This window comes from Vibrio algivorus (assembly GCF_030161215.1).
In the GTDB taxonomy this organism is placed as follows: domain Bacteria; phylum Pseudomonadota; class Gammaproteobacteria; order Enterobacterales; family Vibrionaceae; genus Vibrio; species Vibrio algivorus.
The window spans coordinates 321078-335729 of sequence record NZ_BSPV01000003.1 but is presented as its reverse complement, the minus strand read 5'-3'; the positions used below and the strand labels follow the sequence as shown (position 1 = coordinate 335729).

Annotated in this window: 11 protein-coding genes; 1 reads left to right on the top strand and 10 read right to left on the bottom strand. The window is 41.5% G+C overall.

Translation table 11 applies throughout. The features are described 5' to 3' along the window. Positions 1-275: 275 nt before the first annotated feature. Complete coding sequence (locus QQJ93_RS03140) at positions 276-659, bottom strand: cytochrome b562 (protein ID WP_089124046.1); 384 nt, start codon at positions 657-659, stop codon at positions 276-278. Positions 660-752: 93 nt separating this feature from the next. Further along, on the bottom strand, positions 753-1544 hold the full coding sequence (locus tag QQJ93_RS03135) for a phosphatase PAP2 family protein (protein WP_089124045.1): 792 nt from the start codon (positions 1542-1544) through the stop codon (positions 753-755). A gap of 202 nt (positions 1545-1746) precedes the next feature. Here QQJ93_RS03135 and QQJ93_RS03130 point away from each other — a divergent pair, with 202 nt between their 5' ends. Beyond that, on the top strand, positions 1747-3123 hold the full coding sequence (locus tag QQJ93_RS03130) for an MFS transporter (RefSeq protein WP_089124044.1): 1377 nt from the start codon (positions 1747-1749) through the stop codon (positions 3121-3123). Between the two features lie 111 nt (positions 3124-3234). On the opposite strand, the gene nirD is transcribed toward QQJ93_RS03130, so the two are convergent. The 8 genes from nirD to QQJ93_RS03090 all read right to left on the bottom strand — a co-directional run bounded on the left by nirD (position 3235) and on the right by QQJ93_RS03090 (position 14350). Further along, the gene (nirD, locus tag QQJ93_RS03125) at positions 3235-3570 is read right to left on the bottom strand and encodes a nitrite reductase small subunit NirD (RefSeq protein ID WP_089124043.1); all 336 of its coding nucleotides are present in this window, start codon (positions 3568-3570) and stop codon (positions 3235-3237) included. Between the two features lie 2 nt (positions 3571-3572). Beyond that, positions 3573-6170, bottom strand: a complete 2598-nt coding sequence (gene nirB / locus QQJ93_RS03120) for a nitrite reductase large subunit NirB (RefSeq protein WP_089124042.1) — start codon at positions 6168-6170, stop codon at positions 3573-3575. A gap of 10 nt (positions 6171-6180) precedes the next feature. Continuing rightward, positions 6181-7059 carry an ABC transporter ATP-binding protein gene (locus tag QQJ93_RS03115; RefSeq protein WP_089124537.1) on the bottom strand — a complete coding sequence of 293 codons (879 nt, stop codon included), beginning with the start codon at positions 7057-7059 and terminating at the stop codon, positions 6181-6183. A 141-nt stretch (positions 7060-7200) separates the two neighbouring features. After that, entirely contained in the window at positions 7201-8205 is a 1005-nt protein-coding gene (locus QQJ93_RS03110) for an ABC transporter permease (protein WP_162497288.1), read from the bottom strand. Positions 8206-8286: 81 nt separating this feature from the next. Continuing rightward, the gene (locus tag QQJ93_RS03105; protein WP_089124041.1) at positions 8287-9651 is read right to left on the bottom strand and encodes a CmpA/NrtA family ABC transporter substrate-binding protein; all 1365 of its coding nucleotides are present in this window, start codon (positions 9649-9651) and stop codon (positions 8287-8289) included. A gap of 314 nt (positions 9652-9965) precedes the next feature. Then, complete coding sequence (locus QQJ93_RS03100; protein WP_089124040.1) at positions 9966-10577, bottom strand: ANTAR domain-containing response regulator; 612 nt, start codon at positions 10575-10577, stop codon at positions 9966-9968. Positions 10578-10675: 98 nt separating this feature from the next. After that, a complete protein-coding gene (cobA, locus tag QQJ93_RS03095; RefSeq protein WP_089124039.1) occupies positions 10676-11551 on the bottom strand; it encodes a uroporphyrinogen-III C-methyltransferase in 876 nt (291 codons plus the stop codon). Positions 11552-11629: 78 nt separating this feature from the next. Beyond that, a complete protein-coding gene (locus tag QQJ93_RS03090; protein ID WP_089124038.1) occupies positions 11630-14350 on the bottom strand; it encodes a molybdopterin-dependent oxidoreductase in 2721 nt (906 codons plus the stop codon). Positions 14351-14652: the final 302 nt, after the last annotated feature.

The following is a 14652-nucleotide window of genomic DNA, read 5'->3' as shown; positions in this document are numbered from 1 at the left end:
TGCTAAGGTTCCAAATATCTATATTTCTCACAGGCAGATTATCCCCTTGCTCTGTATTAGAAAAAATATTTCAAATGATGGTATGAAGAGTAATGGTTCATGCAGTCGCTGACTCACTTTGGGGAATGAATGAGTTTAAGACCTATCCAGTCAAGTCGTCATGACGGAAACCAGGAACGTGATTGGGGAGGCGTTACATCTTTAGATAATTAAATGGTTAGCCAAGTCAGATCTTTCATTCTGGCAAAAGAAGATCTGACCCGATTTTATTCATTTTAGCCGAACAACTTACTCCAAATACTTGGATTACGTTTGTCATGATATTCAACACGAAGATCATCGACTTGGCGTAATTCTTCCTTGGCTTGCTCAAATTCGCCAGCATCAAGATGCGTCTCGACGCTATCTAGTGTCGTGGTTAATTTATTAAAGCCTTCCAAGTACAATTGTTGTTTTTCTGGAGAGTAAGTGCCTTGTTTAGCTTGATTTACTAGTACAGTCAGCTTTTCAACAGGCGCTTTCATTTCGTCAATATTCTGCGCTTTTGCGGCGTGATTGAATTCAATTTTCATTTCTTTCATCGTCGCTTTCAGGTCAACCCCAGAAGCATACACATTAGCGGTCAATAATAAGGCGATAAACGGAATTAACTTTTTCATTTACAGTTTTCCTAGTATTTAAATGCGACTTGCAGTGTAACGAAAGCCGTCAGTTAAGCACAAGTAGAAGTTACGGTTAGAGAAAATAAGCTACTACTTCGCATACTTAGTTAACTTAAATCTTCCCCAAACCTTCTCAATAACAACAACGCTCAGCACACTAATGATGGCGGCGAGGCAAGTTGAGGCAAAGACATCTTGTGGCCAATGCATTCCTAATAACATACGGCTGGTTCCCATGCTTAAGCCCCATAAAAACACCATTATATTTAAGCTTGTTGCGCCAGAAAGAAGCAAATAATAACTGGCGATTAAAGTTAAAGTAATCGCAAAGATAGTGTGACCAGAAGGAAAAGCAAAGCCTACTTCATGTACCCAGTGATGTTGCAAGCTATTAGACACATTAAGTGGTGGATTAGTGTTTAATTGTTGAGGATCGGATTCACTGCGGTATTGCTGCAATGCTAATTCAACATTTGCACTGCGTTGTTTGTCTTCTTGTTGATAGAAAGTACTTAAATTAATAGGAGAATTAGCTTGCTGACTAAGCCAAGTAAAATTTGGTCTTGGTTCTTCAAAATATGATTTCAAACCATGATTAAGCACAAAGCTAATCGTTAAGCCAAACAAAGTGGCAAGTACCATTTTTTGCCAATGAAGTTTGTTCATAAACTTAAAGCTAAACGCCCAAAATACAACGACGGTTAAGATTGCGTATGGAGCCGTGCCTGTTGAGGTAAGCGCATAAAGTAAACTTGCTAGCCAACCCGATAAGTCTATCCAAGGAAACACTTGTTGGCCTGTTAGCAGTAACCAACTAGGAACGACCGCTAAACCTAACCAAATGAAGACTAAACGAACATATACTGGATATTGAGATACCACATCAACCTCTTAATTAAAAAATGTTTTATCGCAAACTGACACATTACCAGTCGAATAAAGTAAAAAAACAAACAACTTTAAATGAATGATTTTCCCATATTATTGACTAGACTTAGATCTAAAAGTTTAATTTTTTCTCGTAGAATAACGGCTTCTATGTTACAAGATATGTCTTTAATCCCTTTCCAGTTTTCCTGTTAAAATGAATACATCAACTCAAGATGGTCTAGCTAACCCACAGAGATTAGGCGCTATTATTACTATTGCTCTTGGCATCACAATGGCAGTACTTGATGGCGCTATTGCCAATGTTGCTCTACCAACTATTGCATCCGATCTTAATGCTAGCCCTGCCGAATCTATCTGGGTGGTCAACGCATATCAAATTGCCATTATAATCTCATTGTTATCTATGTCATTTATCGGTGACATGGTCGGTTTTCGTCGTGTATATCAAGTAGGTTTAGGGGTATTTTGTTGCACCTCTCTATTTTGTGCTCTATCAACGTCACTCGAAATGCTGACCTTCGCTCGTGTATTACAAGGGCTTGGTGGCGCAGCTATTATGAGTGTGAATGTTGCCTTGATCCGGCTGATTTATCCCAAACGATTTTTGGGACGAGGAATGGGGATTAACTCATTTATTGTCGCTGTTTCGGCAGCAGCCGGACCAACAGTAGCCGCCGCCATTCTTTCTATTGCATCGTGGAAATGGTTATTTTTAGTCAATGTTCCTATAGGTATTATTGCACTGTTTTTTGCAATTAAATTCCTACCCCCTAACCAAGAAAAATCCGCTGGGCAACGTTTTGATATTCCAAGTGCCATTATGAATGCACTGACTTTCGGTTTATTAATTTCAGCGATTAGTGGCTTTTCACAAGGTCAATCTGCCACCTTAATCACAGCTGAATTACTTGCCGTTGCGGTTATTGGCTTCTTCTTTATCCGTCGTCAATTAACCCTTACCGTTCCATTGTTACCGATCGACTTATTGAGAATTCCTATTTTTTCACTTTCGATGTGTACCTCTATTTGTTCCTTCTGTGCCCAAATGCTTGCAATGGTCTCATTACCTTTCTTTTTACAATCAGTACTAGGTAGAACCGAAGTTGAAACGGGATTATTACTAACGCCTTGGCCACTCGCCACTATGGTGATGGCACCATTATCAGGTTATTTAATTGAACGTGTTCACGCAGGGTTATTAGGTGGGATTGGTATGGCAATTATGGCGCTTGGTTTATTCATCTTGGTAATGCTGCCGGCAAGTCCAACCGACTTAAATATTATCGTACCAATGATATTATGTGGTGCCGGTTTTGGCTTATTTCAATCTCCAAATAACCACACCATTATTTCATCTGCACCGCGTAATCGTAGTGGTGGCGCCAGTGGCATGCTGGGTACGGCACGCTTGTTTGGTCAAAGCACAGGTGCAGCATTAGTGGCATTAATGTTTAATATGTTCCACGATAACGGGACCCATGCTTCTTTAATTTTAGCGGCAAGTTTTGCCACTGTTGCAGCCATTGTCAGTAGTTTAAGAATGACGCAGCCTAAAGCGAGTAGCGAGTAGCGAGTAGCGAGTAGCGAGTAGCGAGTAGCGAGTAGCGAGTAGCGAGTAAATTATCTACCGTTGCTCGTAATTGGAAAAATATCGAATTACGAGCAACGAAAATAAAACAGATTAACGACTAATCCAAACTGCTTCTTGTTCCACCTTCACTTGCCAAGTTTTCACCTGGATTTCCGGCTGTTCGACACATTGCCCATTCTGTAAATCAAAATGTTGCTTATACAAAGGCGATGCCACACACGGTGTACCTTTAACATCACCGACAATACCTCGGCTCAGCACAAAAGCTTTACCAATTGGATCCCAATTATCAATCGCAAACACTTGTTCAGACGTTTGTTTTTGATCTGATGGTAAATAAAATAAAGCAACTTGCTGATCGTCCACCATGGCGCCTGTACCTAAGTAAGCATTCAATTGATTTAATTCACATACTTTATGCCACATAATTAAGCTCCTACTTTTTCTGGTTGTTTCTCATCCATGCTAACCATCAATTCCGATTGTGTAGCTGTCGCATCAATAAAGGTTGCAGGAATACGTTGTTCACGAATTCGTTGATAAGTCATCGGTACACCATACTCTCCTTCTTCTTTATTAATAAATGGACGGAATTTGGCTCGTTTAAGTGGGTTCTCAACCGCAGTTTTCCATTCACATTGGTAGGTATCGACCACTAACTGCATTTGTTCTTCTAAAGCCTCTCCTAAACCTAAAGAGTCTTCGAGCACGACCTGTTGTAAATATTCAAGACCACCTTCTAGGTTTTCTAGCCATACCGAAGTACGTTGCAATCTGTCGGCCGTTTTAACGTAGAACATTAACACTCGGTCGATATATTGGATCAATTGCTCCTTGGTTAGATCGACAGCAAATAAATCAGCATGACGTGGTCGCATACCACCATTACCACACACATATAAGTTCCAACCATTTTCAGTAGCGATCACACCAATATCTTTACTTTGAGCTTCGGCACATTCGCGAGTACACCCTGAAACTGCCATTTTGATTTTATGTGGTGAACGCAAACCTTTGTAACGATTCTCAAGTTCAATCGCCAGGCCAATAGAATCATCAACACCGTAACGACACCAAGTAGAACCGACACAAGATTTCACAGTACGTAATGATTTACCGTAGGCATGGCCAGTTTCAAAACCCGCTTTAATCAGTTCTTCCCAAATATCCGGTAATTGCCCCATTTGCGCACCGAATAAGTCAACACGTTGACCACCGGTGATCTTGGTATAAAGATCATATTTCTTGGCAACCTCCCCTAATGCGATCAGCTTATCTGGGGTAATTTCTCCACCAGCGATACGCGGAACAATCGAGTAAGAACCATCTTTTTGTAGATTGGCCATGAAAGCATCGTTGGAGTCTTGCAAGCTATGATGGATAGGATCCAAAATATGTTCATTCCAAAGTGATGCAAAGATAGAAGCCGCTGTCGGTTTACACAAATCACAACCTAGCCCGTGGCCATGTTCGGAAAGTAAAGTATTGAAGTCTTTAATTTCTTCCACTTGGCATAAATGGAAAAGTTCTTGGCGAGAATATTCAAAGTGCTCACAAACATGGTTGTTGACTTCCATTCCCATGTTAGCCAATTCATTATCCAGCACAGTTTTAACCATGTTGCTACAACCACCACAACCACTACCTGCTTTAGTACAAGATTTCAGTGAAGCTAAGTCATGACTGCCCGCATGGATAGCTTCTACCAAGTCACCTTTAGTTACGTTATGGCAAGAGCAAATCAGCGCGTTATCTGAAACCTCACCTGACAACATCGATGTATCAAATAATAAGTGAGCGGCATGATCTGGTAGTGGCGTATCATTAAGGTAGCATTGCAACAAAGCGTCGTAATCGGTGTTATCACCAACCAAAATAGCGCCTAATAATTTATCCCCCTTCGCATTAACCACCAGCTTTTTATAACTGCCTGCAACCGTGTCTTGCAGTACCATCTCTTGTGCACCTTGGGTGATCATTTGTGCATCACCAATCGAAGCGACATCAACACCAAGCAGCTTTAATTTAGTGCTCATATCCGCACCTTTAAAGCTTTGTGTTGGGATAGCAAACGCTTGTAATAAGCTGCCACAAGCTACACGTGCCATTTGATAGCCAGGCGCAACCAAACCAAAAATCTTTTGTTCCCACAAAGCACATTCACCAATGGCATAAATGTTGGGATCATTAGTCTGGCAATCATCATTAATCACAATGCCGCCACGCTCACCAATTGCCAATCCTGCCTGACGCGCTAAGGCATCTTGTGGACGAATACCAGCGGAAAAAACCAGTACATCCACTTCAATATATTCGCCATTTTTAAAATTCAAACGATGTTTCGCGGTTTCACCATCGGTAATCGAGGTAGTCGCAGTATCCAAATGAACATGTAAACCGAGCGCTTTAATTTTCTCTTCCAACACCCCACTGGCTCCAGCATCTAACTGGACTGGCATGAGTCTTGGTGCAAACTCAATGACATGAGTATCTACTCCTAACAAACGCAATGCATTGGCAGCTTCAAGTCCAAGTAAACCGCCACCAATCACTGCACCAGAACTCGACTTTTCACAGGCTTGGCGAATTTCAGTTAAATCATCCAGCGTTCGATAAACAAAACATTGCTCACGATCATTCCCTTCAATCGGCGGCACAAAAGGATAAGAACCGGTTGATAGTACTAGTTTGTCATACGCCAACACATCTTCATCATCCATCACTAACCGTTGATTACTGGTATCAAGTGTGGTGACTTTGCTACCTAAAATTAAACGAATACCATTTTGTTGGTACCATTCTTCACTACTTAGTAATAAATCTTGGTGACTTTGACCGGAAAATACTGATGATAAATGAACACGATCATAAGCAACAAAGCGCTCTTCACCAATCACGGTAATGGTGTAATGCTCGGTGGCATTGGCTTCCACTAAACGTTCAACAAGGTGATGCCCAACCATACCATTACCAACGATAACCAAGTTTTGCTTACTGCTTGGCGAACGACTCATTAAATTATTCATGGCATACTCCTTATGCGCGTTTAATATCAGAGGCGAAGGTCACTTTCGCACTGTTTGGTTTAGAGGACGTTGGTTTAGATGGTGTTGAAGCGGGCGGCTCGGATTGAGGTGTTGGGTGCAATTGCTTCTCATATAAGAACTTCAATACCGACTGGCGATAGCCTTGATATTGTGGATCGTTGGCTAATTCCACACGGTTTCTTGGACGATCTAACTGAATATCCAATACTTCCCCTATGGTGGCAGATGGGCCGTTAGTCATCATGACAATCTTGTCAGACAGCAATACTGCCTCATCCACATCGTGAGTAATCATAATGATGGTGTTGCCTAGATCAGCTTGAATTTTCATTAATGAATCTTGTAAATGAGCACGAGTTAATGCATCTAGTGCGCCAAAAGGTTCATCCATCAATAGTACTTTCGGTTGCAAAGCTAACGCACGGGCAATCCCCACACGTTGCTTCATACCACCAGAAATCTCATCTGGTTTTTTATCTGCCGCATGCTGCATTTGAATAAGGGACAAATAGTGGTCAGTTTGCTCTTTGATCCACGCTTTTCCTTTCTGTTGTTTATGAGCAATTTGTTTTACTGCTAGTTCCACATTTTGATAAACAGTAAGCCAAGGCAATAGTGAGTGGTTTTGAAACACCACTGCGCGTTCTGGCCCCGGGCCATCGACTTCGCGGCTATCCACAATTACGCCACCATCGGTTGGCAGAGTCAGACCCGCCACTAAATTAAGTACGGTAGATTTACCGCAACCAGAGTGCCCAATCAGTGACACGAATTCGCCTTTTTTAATCGTTAAATCCACCCCTTTTAGTGCGATAAACTCGCCTTTAGGTGTTGGGAATCGCATGCCTAGTCGGGTTAACTCGACCATCGGGCGGTAGTATTTATTCTCCGGAAGAATTTCGTCTTCTTTTAACTGCTCATTGATTTTTAATGCTTCCGCTACATTCATCTTATTTTCTCCATCCTGAAGATTATTGTTAAAACATGTTGGTGGTTAAATGACACAGAGTTATCTCAATTCTTGTTTCTTATCCCATGAGATTTTTTTCTGTAGTAACAACATGCCCTTATCGAACAGTAGGCCAATAAAACCAATCACAATTACCGCCACCATGATGCGGCCTAATGAATCTGAACTACCATTTTGAAATTCATCCCATACAAACTTTCCTAAGCCTGGGTTTTGCGCCAGCATTTCCGCTGCAATCAATACCATCCAAGCAATACCAATCGACAAACGTAAACCAGTAAAAATCATCGGAACCGCAGAAGGCAAAACAATGGTTTTTACATGTTGCCACCAAGACAAACGCAGTACTTTGCTCACATTCAGCAGATCCTTATCAACACTGTTTACCCCAACGGTAGTGTTAATCAATGTTGGCCAAATACAACACAGGCATACCGTCAATAATGAGTTGATGAAAGCTTTATCAAACATAGGTTCATCGCTCACATAAGTCGCACTCACCACCATAGTGATAATTGGTAACCAAGCTAATGGTGAAACCGGTTTAAGTAGTTGAATCACAGGGTTAAACGCTTGGTATAAAGATTGATTTAGCCCTAACACTATTCCAACAGGGATCGCAATCACCGTTGCCAACAAGAAGCCCGCAGCAACTGTCAATAAACTGGTAGCAATTTGATCAAAGAACGTTGCTTTACCGGTATAAGGTCGAATACGTACTTCAGCAGTCGGATCTTTGGCAAGCTTGGCTTCATTACGTGCGTCTTGACGATCATAAAAAGCCTGCTCTTTCTCACGACTAGCAAAATGCTCATCCACTAAACCAGAAAACTGCTGAGCTGTTTCATAAGGCCCTGGCAAGGTTCCTAGCGATGTTTGCACTTGTTTAGCGGCTAAGCTCCACATTAAAAGGAACACCACAATCCCCACGACAGGTAGTAACCACTTTTTCGCTTGAGAAATCGAAGCCTGGCTTGAGTTGTATGGCAATAATGAAAAAACATTGTTCTTCTTTTTGGGTGATATGACTGCTGAATTCGACATAACTTTTCTTCCTTGAATTTCTTTTAGATTCTTATCGCTACTGATTAACCTATATAGATAATTAGCCCCAGCGGCAGATAACTAGATGGTTTCTTTATCTTTCAGACCGATTGAGAACTTTTCTAAATAGGCATTAGGGTGCTTACCATCGAAGGTAATGTTGTCGATAAAATGTTTTTGAGGCGCTTTAAAGCCATCGCTGGAGTTAAGTTCAGGGAAATCAGAGGCTTTAAACGTACCATCATCAATTAATGATTGAGCTGCTTGCTTATAGATATCTGGACGATAGACTTTTTTCGCGATATCCATGTACCAAGAATCCGGTTTATATTCAGAAATTTGCCCCCAACGACGCATTTGTGTCAGCGTCCAAACGGCATCACTGTAATATGGGTAAGTCGCGTTATGACGGAAGAAGACGTTGAAATCAGGGATTTCACGCTTGTCGCCTTTTTCATATTCAAAGGTGCCCGTCATTGAGTTGGCAATGACTGCTTTATCGGCTCCGACGTATTCGCTACGTGCCAAAATGCCAACCGCTTCGTGACGATTTTTGTTGTTTTCTTCATCTAACCAATAAGCTGCTCGGATCATAGCGCGAACCACTCGTAAGTGAGTATTTGGGTATTTTTCTGCCCATTGTTTTGAAACGCCGAAGACTTTCTCAGGGTTGTTCTGCCAGATCTCATAATCAGTCACCACAGGAACACCAATGCCTTTAAATACCGCTTGTTGGTTCCAAGGTTCACCTACGCTGTAACCATGAATCGTACCGGCTTCCATCGTGGCTGGCATTTGTGGCGGCGGCGTCACGCTAAGCAAAGCATCTGCTTGTAATGTTCCGCTGTTATCTCCTTTATCCGGTGCATAAAAACCAGGGTTAATCCCCCCAGCGGCCAACCAATAGCGCAATTCATAGTTGTGAGTTGAGACAGGGAAAACCATCCCCATTTTGAAAGGCTTACCTTCACTGTTGTATTGCTGGATCACAGGCTTTAATGAGTCCGCTTTAATCGGGTGAGCTATTTTCCCATCGGCATCTTTTGCTAAGCTTGGTTTCATTTGCTCCCAAACATCATTTGAAACGGTGATGGCATTACCGTTTAAATCCATGCTAAAAGCGGTGATGATATCGGCTTTGGTGCCGATACCAATAGTTGCACCAATCGGTTGACCAGCAAGCATATGTGCGCCATCAAGCTCACCATCGATCACTCGGTCAAGTAATACTTTCCAGTTGGCTTGAGATTGCAATGATACATACAAGCCTTCATCTTCGAAGTAATGCTTTTCATACGCGACAGCAAGTGGCGCCATATCGGTTAACTTAATAAAACCAAAGGTTAGATCTTCTTTTTCTGGCTCTCCAATCGTCACTTTAGCTTGTGTGATCGGGCTAAAAGCGAGTGAAACTCCAACGGCAAGCAATGAAAGTGTTTTCTTCATGTACGACTCCCTGTCTACATTTTGTCAATAAAAAAGGCGCTACCGATCCTAAGATCGCTAGCGCCTTTGCTATGTATTCGTTGATGATTGACCTACCGCCATTGATAGCTCACTTCATCGATTTTTTAACTTCTATTTTTGTTATAAGTAAAACAATTCAATTTGCATGCCAACTTAAAGTATTTATATTTTTCATATAGTTATGCAATACCACAACGACTATCAATCATTTTTGATTTTTTATGGTGCAAGTTTGCACTAGTTATATCCATATAATTTGTGCATGTTTTATCCCCAAGTGCCTTGGGGATAGATTAAAGGCTAATATTTTCTAATGTTGCAATAAGGTTTTTAGCCACCTGACCCAAGGTTTGGCTATTTTTCATCGCGGATGTACGAAGGGCCTGATAGGCTTGCTGTTCATCTAAATGATGCAGCTTCATTAACAAACCTTTGGCTTGATCAACGTATTTTCGGTCTTCTAACTTTTGGTGTAATTTTTGGATTGTTTGGGTTTGTTTGATCTCATTTAATCGTACATTTTTCGCATATTGAACCCATCCCACCAAGCTTCCTTCCGTCGAGAGAGGCAATAATACATAGCTATTTCCCCCAACAAGATAATGAGCATCATCGTGATTAAGTTGTTGAGTTAACAATAAAAGAGGAATTGATTTTTTATCGGCGAATTCGATGACACACACAAGCTCAGCACAAGGTTTTTGCCAAGCCATGATAAGACAAGCACTAGGTTGGTTTTGCACCCGTTCAGGAAGTTGCTTCAATGAGCATGCTGTAATATCTTCAAAATCTTGTGCCAGTTGAGCACACAATTTTACCTGCTGTTCAGTGTTATCACAGCAGATAATCAATGGTGTGTTTTTCGTAATTAATAAAGATTGGGAATCGAATAAAGATTGAGCCATGACGTTGCATCCTTGCAATAGTCTAATATCAATCTTTAATACAAAGCAACATACATGCCTATCACATAAAAAACTGCTGAAAAAACAACAAAATAACCCTAAAGTGGTAGGTTTGCATTTTCTTTTAATTCAGCCATTAACTCATCACGTAAGGCAACCACTTCCCCCACAACAATAAGCGCTGGTGTTAGCCCTTTTAAACTTATCGCCAGCATGGGTAATTCATCTAAAGTTGTAATATACGTTGTTTCCTTGGCACTGCACCCATTACCGATAATGGCTACTGGAGTATTTGAAGTTAAACCTGAAGATAGTAAGCCTTGTTGAATAGATTGTGCCTGTTCAAGCCCCATATAAAAGACCACAGTTTGCCCCGAACTCACCAAGCCTGACCATGAATTGAATGCTCCCTCCATAATGCGCCCTGTCACTAAAGTCACACTGCGAGAGACGCCACGATGAGTCAGCGGAATTTTCGCAGAAGCAGCACAACCTATCGCAGCGGTAATACCGGGAATCACATCATATTGAATACCTTGCTCAATCAAAGCCAAGGCTTCTTCACCACCACGACCAAAGATAAAAGGATCGCCGCCTTTTAAGCGAACCACTCGCTTACCCTGCTCAGCTTGTTCAATCAAGATCTGATTTATTTCATCTTGCTTTAAACTTGGTTGACCACAACGTTTACCTACATAAATTTGTTCACAATGCTCAGGAATTAAGTCTAGAATGTCATGACCAACCAAGCGGTCAAACACCACCACATCGGCTTTTTGAATAGCTTGATAAGCTTTAATGGTCAATAGTTCTGGATCGTTAGGCCCTGCCCCCACCAAAAGCACTTTTCCCTTTTTATCTGCACCCGATGGTTGAGCTTTTTCCATCGTTAAATGACGAATGTCTTTCGGTATTTTAAACCTTTCGATAGAGTGATTTATCTTACGACTATGCTTTATAATTTGATTGTTCATCGTACACTTCCTTGTGTAATTCTAAGCTCTATTGACCTTCCGTCTATTGAGCTTTGGTTTATTCACTTCAACTGAGGTTTATTGGGTTATCGATACAACATCAATCGATTGAGATAAGTAACCTTTGACTTCTGGAAGACATGAACCACAATTTTTGCCACAACTTAATATATTTTGTAGCTCTCTTAGCCCCATATTTGGCGCTTGTTCCAACTGTTCGAGAATATCTTGTTCAGTCACTCGAAAACAGCTACACACCAATTTACTCACCTGCCCGCCTTTGGCACTCAATACAGATAACAAGCCACCTAGATTAAATTTTTCTCTAATAAAAGGTTGCAATGCTTCGGCTTGCAATTCTATCGGCTGACTTGAAATCATCACCATGCCGATCACCGTTTTAGACACCAAGACCACGACTAACCATGAATTTTGTTGATCTAATATTAAATACTGACTATTTGGATATTGTCGTTGAACAAGGCGTTGAATCTCCGACTTGGTGATTGCGTTAGTATCGGCAAACCGCCATACCCCTTGTTGGTACAAAGCATTGGAACGTGTTTGGTTAAAGTCTACATGTTGCAAGCTTTTATAAGACCAATTTACTTCTGAATGTTCACCATCACTAAAATCCAACCCGACAGATAATCCATAATGGCTAACAGGGAAAGCGGTAATACTCACACGTTGTGATTTAAATGCTGGTTGACCAGAATGAGGATCAGCTAAGCTAGCTAAGCTAGTATTGACTTGGCTTTTCCCCCCAAACTGTCCTGCCCAATGCATCGACATAAAAGCTTGATCTTGGGTCAATCCTGCATCAACGGCCAAACGAGCGACTAAGTGATTTTCTTGATTAGTCCTACTATTCAGATTTTGAATATTGGTCCAATTATTAATACTCACTAGGGTACCTACGGGCAATTGAGCTTGCTCTGCAGCAATCGGGTTGAGATAGAGAGTAGGCTCCAACTCACTGGCAGCTAAATGGCTAATATGCCCAGTACGGGTCATGGTATGCCATTGGTCTCGTTGACGACCACTATTCATCCACCAAACATTTTCACTGTGATGAGTTGTGTTGATCTCATCGGCAAGTACCAAGTTCGCTTTGCCATTTTTGGTTGGAAAAACCAATGTTTGGCTTTGCTTATCTTGTAACACAGGCTGACCATTTAAAGGCCAAGCTTGGGGTTGCCAATTGGCATACTCTTCATCACTAAGTTGACTTAAGCTGGATAAATCGAATTTAAAATGACTATCTCGGTTGATACCAGAAAGTGCCGCATATTCCCGAAAGACATCTGCTGCAGATTCAAACTCAAAGCCAGAGGTCACACCGAATTTTTGGCATAACGTTTTACCCACTTCAGATAACATCCACCAATCTGGTTTGGCTTCTCCAGGTGGTGTGGCAAATTGTCGCTGTCTGGTCAAGCAACGCTCGGAGTTGGTCACCATGCCTTGCTTCTCTCCCCAACCGGCAGCAGGCAAAAGTACATCGGCAAATTTAGCTGTATCAGTATGAGACGTAATATCAGATACCACCACATAATCACACACAGCTAAAGCGCGTCTTACTTGCTCAGAATTCGGCATGGAAACGGCGGGATTGGTCGCTATGATCCACAAGAATTTGATCTCACCTTGTTCAACCGCGTTAAATAAATCGATGGCTTTTAAGCCTGGTGAGGTCGCAATATTTGGTGCTTGCCAGAACTGTTCAACTTGCTGAATGGATTCATCGTCAAAACCGCGATGTACCGCCAATTGATTGGCCAGTCCACCGACTTCACGACCTCCCATCGCATTAGGTTGCCCCGTAATTGAAAATGGTCCACTTCCTTGAACACCAATTTTCCCGGTGACCAAATGTGCATTAATGATGCAGTTGGCTTTATCGGTACCGGATTCAGATTGATTCACTCCTTGGCAAAATAGCGTCATTGCGGTTGGTGATTGGGCAAACCATTGATAAAAGGTTTTAATTAAAACAGGGTCTAGCTTTAGTTGTTGACTAATAACATCAATAGAGTGATTTGACTCTGATAGAGCGGATTTGAGCGCATCAAAGCCATTAACATATTGATCAATAAATGACTCTTGAATAACTTCATTTTGAATAAGGTAATGCAAGAGTCCATTAAATAATGGCACATCACCGTCATTTTCAATTTGTAAGTGTAAGTCGGCTTGTTCTGCAGTAATGGTTTTACGCGGATCGATCACCACTAATTTCACATTGGAATTGGCTTCTCTGGCTTGCTGGATACGGCGAAATAAAATCGGATGCGTCCAAGCGGTATTTGCCCCAACAATCACAATGAGATCAGTATGATCAATATCTTCATAACTGACTGGCACGATATCTTCCCCAAAAGCGCGAACGTGAGCGGCAACCGCTGAAGACATGCATAAACGTGAGTTGGTATCAATATTGGCACTACCGACAAAGCCTTTCATCAGCTTATTAGCAACATAGTAGTCTTCTGTTAATAACTGACCAGATACATACATACCTACCGCTTGAGATCCGTATTTTTCGATAGTGCGGTGCAATTTATCTGCAATATCTTCAATCGCATTCGACCACCCTATTTGCTCACCTTTAATTCTTGGGTAAAGTAAGCGAGATGGCATATCCAAGCTTTCCACCAACGCTGAACCTTTAACACACAAAGCGCCTTTATTCGCAGGGTGGGTTTGATCGCCTACAATCTGTTTTTTATGATTGATTTCTACGCCACAACCCACTCCACAATACGGACAAGCTGATTTGATGCATTCCTTTGCCATACGTTCCCTTACCATAAGAGCCCCTCTCGTCCAGAACCCCTGAAATAACTCGGATACAAAACGAAAAACGCCTCTTAGATCGTCATCACTAAAGTGAATCCAAATCTAAGAGGCGTCTTTGCCTGTTGCGAATCAGGTTTTCTGAATATCAAATGTTATTCATTGATTATATAGATGCGAATATCATGCCAAATTAGGGGTAATTATTAACCATTTGTTTTAATTGAAAATTTCAGTTAACTAGCAAAGGTTACTTTGATTCTTGCACCTTTATGGTTCATTAAAAGTAAAAAATACCCCAA

Bases quoted from the DNA above. Each gene is read 5' to 3' on its own strand.
- QQJ93_RS03090 (WP_089124038.1), bottom strand. From the start codon at position 14,350: ATGGCAAAGGAATGCATCAAATCAGCTTGTCCGTATTGTGGAGTGGGT.
- QQJ93_RS03140 (WP_089124046.1), bottom strand. From the start codon at position 659: ATGAAAAAGTTAATTCCGTTTATCGCCTTATTATTGACCGCTAATGTG.
- QQJ93_RS03105 (WP_089124041.1), bottom strand. From the start codon at position 9,651: ATGAAGAAAACACTTTCATTGCTTGCCGTTGGAGTTTCACTCGCTTTT.
- QQJ93_RS03110 (WP_162497288.1), bottom strand. From the start codon at position 8,205: ATGTCGAATTCAGCAGTCATATCACCCAAAAAGAAGAACAATGTTTTT.
- nirD (WP_089124043.1), bottom strand. From the start codon at position 3,570: ATGTGGCATAAAGTATGTGAATTAAATCAATTGAATGCTTACTTAGGT.
- QQJ93_RS03130 (WP_089124044.1), top strand. From the start codon at position 1,747: ATGAATACATCAACTCAAGATGGTCTAGCTAACCCACAGAGATTAGGC.
- cobA (WP_089124039.1), bottom strand. From the start codon at position 11,551: ATGAACAATCAAATTATAAAGCATAGTCGTAAGATAAATCACTCTATC.
- QQJ93_RS03100 (WP_089124040.1), bottom strand. From the start codon at position 10,577: ATGGCTCAATCTTTATTCGATTCCCAATCTTTATTAATTACGAAAAAC.
- QQJ93_RS03115 (WP_089124537.1), bottom strand. From the start codon at position 7,059: ATGGTCGAGTTAACCCGACTAGGCATGCGATTCCCAACACCTAAAGGC.
- nirB (WP_089124042.1), bottom strand. From the start codon at position 6,170: ATGAATAATTTAATGAGTCGTTCGCCAAGCAGTAAGCAAAACTTGGTT.